The 2,792-nt window shown below is 64.4% G+C and carries 2 protein-coding genes and 1 pseudogene; 1 reads left to right on the top strand and 2 read right to left on the bottom strand.

The features are described 5' to 3' along the window. On the bottom strand, window positions 1–201 hold a 201-nt coding region (locus tag FV230_RS26810; protein ID WP_147844543.1), incomplete at its 3' end, for a transposase. Window positions 202–337: 136 nt separating this feature from the next. Between FV230_RS26810 and FV230_RS26815 the strand changes: the two are divergent. After that, a pseudogene (locus FV230_RS26815) lies at window positions 338–736 on the top strand (BrnA antitoxin family protein); the annotation flags it as partial. Window positions 737–1,049: 313 nt separating this feature from the next. Here FV230_RS26815 and FV230_RS26820 read toward each other — a convergent pair. Then, window positions 1,050–1,310, bottom strand: a complete 261-nt coding sequence (locus FV230_RS26820; RefSeq protein ID WP_147844545.1) for a hypothetical protein — start codon at window positions 1,308–1,310, stop codon at window positions 1,050–1,052. Window positions 1,311–2,792: the final 1,482 nt, after the last annotated feature.

The raw sequence follows: 2,792 nt of genomic DNA on the forward strand, positions 1-2,792 counted from the left end.
CAGATGCCGCCACGCGCATCCTGTCCGCAGGACGTACAGGATGCCGTCGAAGACCGCGCGCAGGGGCCGGCGCCATGGGCGGCCTGTGCTGGACGGCGCAGGCAGAAGCGGCGCAAGCACCGCCCACTCGGCATCGCTGAGATTGGTTGCGTAGGGCAGGCTCTCGCGCGCAAGCTCGGCGCGGGCGGCGGGCGTCCACATCGGGGTTCCTGGGTGAGCGTCAGACACTCTCCCAACGCCTGCGATGCTCGCCGCTCACCCAATAGCTAAGCTGTTCTGCCCATTATGAAACGGGGTCTCACAAGAGGATTGGAATGAGGTCTCCGACACGCCGTCCGAGACGGATGCGGAACTTGCGGAGATGCGTCCTGCGCACGAGGTCCCTGAGGTCTACAATCTGCTGCCGAAGCGCGGGCGGCCGAAGCTCGCCGATGCCAAGGTCAATCTGACACTGCGGATCGATCCGACGCTGTTGGCTGCCTACAGGGCAACCGGGGGCGGTTGGCAGGTTCGGATGCACGACGCCTTGGCTGCGGGCATTGCTGCGCCTTCGGACGAGAACGAGGCGGCCAGGATGATCAGCGAGGCCGAACGGACGTTGAAGATGCGCAGGACAGGCAAGGTCGCCCCCGGTGGGTCGGCGCTTGCGGCATCGATTCTTTCAGGGAAAGGCACGCCATCTGGCAAAAAATCAGGCTCTAGGCTGCTAGCCATGAAGCGGCCGAAGTCAGCCTAGTCGCCCTCGCCTTCCTCGTTGTGCCGGCAACTGCTTCCGAGAGGCTTCCTACGTTCCCAAAGCAAACGGACTACGCGTCGGTCCGGGCGAGCCTTATGGCACTCGGCTGGGAACCTGCCCCGTCGCAGGTCAAGTCCTGCGCGTCGGGGTTCGAGGAACGATGCGTGGCGTGCTCGGAAGCTGAGATCTGCCGCGGCACGGGTGTTGCGGCGTGTGACATGCTTTGGCGCAAAAGCGGATGACTTATCGAGGTTCGCACCTTCGGCGAGGATGATCCGCCGAAGGTCTCTATGGTGCGTTGCCGGGCCGGTTGTTAGCGGGCAGCCGCCTGCACGTTGCGAACCATCAGATCGTCACTCCAGTTCGCGGCACGCTCAAAGTGCTCTGCGGCCTTGTGCAGGTCTGTGACGCCATTGATCGTCATGTTGGTCGGCGAGTTCACGTTCATGCTCGACTGATTGTTCGTGGTCGAGCTTGTGCCCATCGGGTGGCTCGCCAGCGCAGCGTTCACATCGAAGCTGCTGGGGTGGAAGCGTTTTCCGCCAAATGAACCGCTGGCGATGCTTGGAGCCACAAACCCGGCCAGCCGCGAGGCGTGCTGATCTGGGAGTTCGGAGAATGATCCCCGTCGCCAGCCAGTTTGGCTCTTGGGCGCCCGGCCTCGATACTGCCGAGTACCGCGCTCGTCTCCGGTGCCTGCGCGCGATCGTCCGCCTTTCGAAAGGACTACAGGGTAATGCGCTTGCCGGTCTCCTGCGTGAGGGCCGAGCGCGACCCCGTCGCTCTGGTGCTGGCGCTTGCCGCGCTGGACGGGCTCGGAACCACCGATCGCCGGCACGTCTAGCGAGCTACGTCGCTCTTCACTGCCCGAACTGAGGAACCGTCGATGCCATCCCCGAAGCACAAGCCGCTCCCGCGGGTCTCAGCGCGGACAGCGATGGCCGACCCGAGCATGGGATGGACTGCGCATCAATGGGGGGCTGCTATAGCCGCCGCAGTTCACGCTGAGGTGCGACAGAGCCGGCCCGTAGCACTTTCCAAGATTGATCCGGCACTGCGTCGAGCAGTCGGTCAAGCAATCCAACGCGAGGTGACCAGTGCGATCGAGCGGGTAGCGGTGGAGGTCAAAATCTCCGCCGTGAAAGAGGTCATATCGCTCATCGCCGAGGGACGGTCCGATCAAGAGATTACCCGACGGCTCGGTATCTCGCTCACGACGATCCGTGACGGCCGAGAGGCACAGCCGTGACCTCGCGCGAGATCGCCGCCTACCAACCGAGCCCGAGCGCTTGTGTGTCCTGGCTCGCCTGGACTGTTCGCAAGTGCTCGATCGCCACCTCCAGCGCCCCGAGGGCGGCTGCACGTGTTTGGGTTGTCGTTATACCCCTGGTGCCAATGGACTTTGCGTAGGCGGCTGGCGCTACTACCGCTTGGGCGATAGCCAAATCCAGCGCCGGTAGAACGACGCTCCGCTTCAGGCTCCTAACCGTGGCGGAAGCCGCCGCAGCCACCTCGTCGCGCATTCTAAGCGTGCCGGTTTCTACGGCAGCCAACCAAGAGACGTCCAGTATGGGTATGCACCCGAGAGAAACCCGCCTGCGATCTAGCGCAGTCTAAGGAGACGATCACGAAGACCGTCCTCCACTACCTCCACGGACGCAAAGGGGCCTGGTTCACATGAGGTGCTATGCCGCCCGCCTCTCGACGCACGCGCTCTCGGCGATTGCGAACGCCGGTAGCTCTCCGCCCAGGCGAGCGGCACGAGCGTTCCCAGGATGCCGAGCGCAAGAGGTCTGATCGGGGCACCGGGGGCGCTCGGGAAGACCAGCGGGCGCTGATGCCGCAGCCCGCACAGCTCGAACAGCTGAGCGACCGCGCAGTGGGTCGCCACAACTATGCTGGCCGCCGGTCCCGCGGAGGCGGGCTACCTGTTTGATCCCGCGGTGTGGTGGTACGGTTGACCACCATGCTGCGAGGGATGCGCTATGGGCCAGGTTCTTCATGGAAGCGCCACCACGACGGAGGCAGTCCGTCGCGCGATCCAGCTACGTGAAGA

The sequence above is a fragment of the Methylobacterium sp. WL6 genome, from assembly GCF_008040095.1.
In the GTDB taxonomy this organism is placed as follows: Bacteria; Pseudomonadota; Alphaproteobacteria; order Rhizobiales; family Beijerinckiaceae; genus Methylobacterium.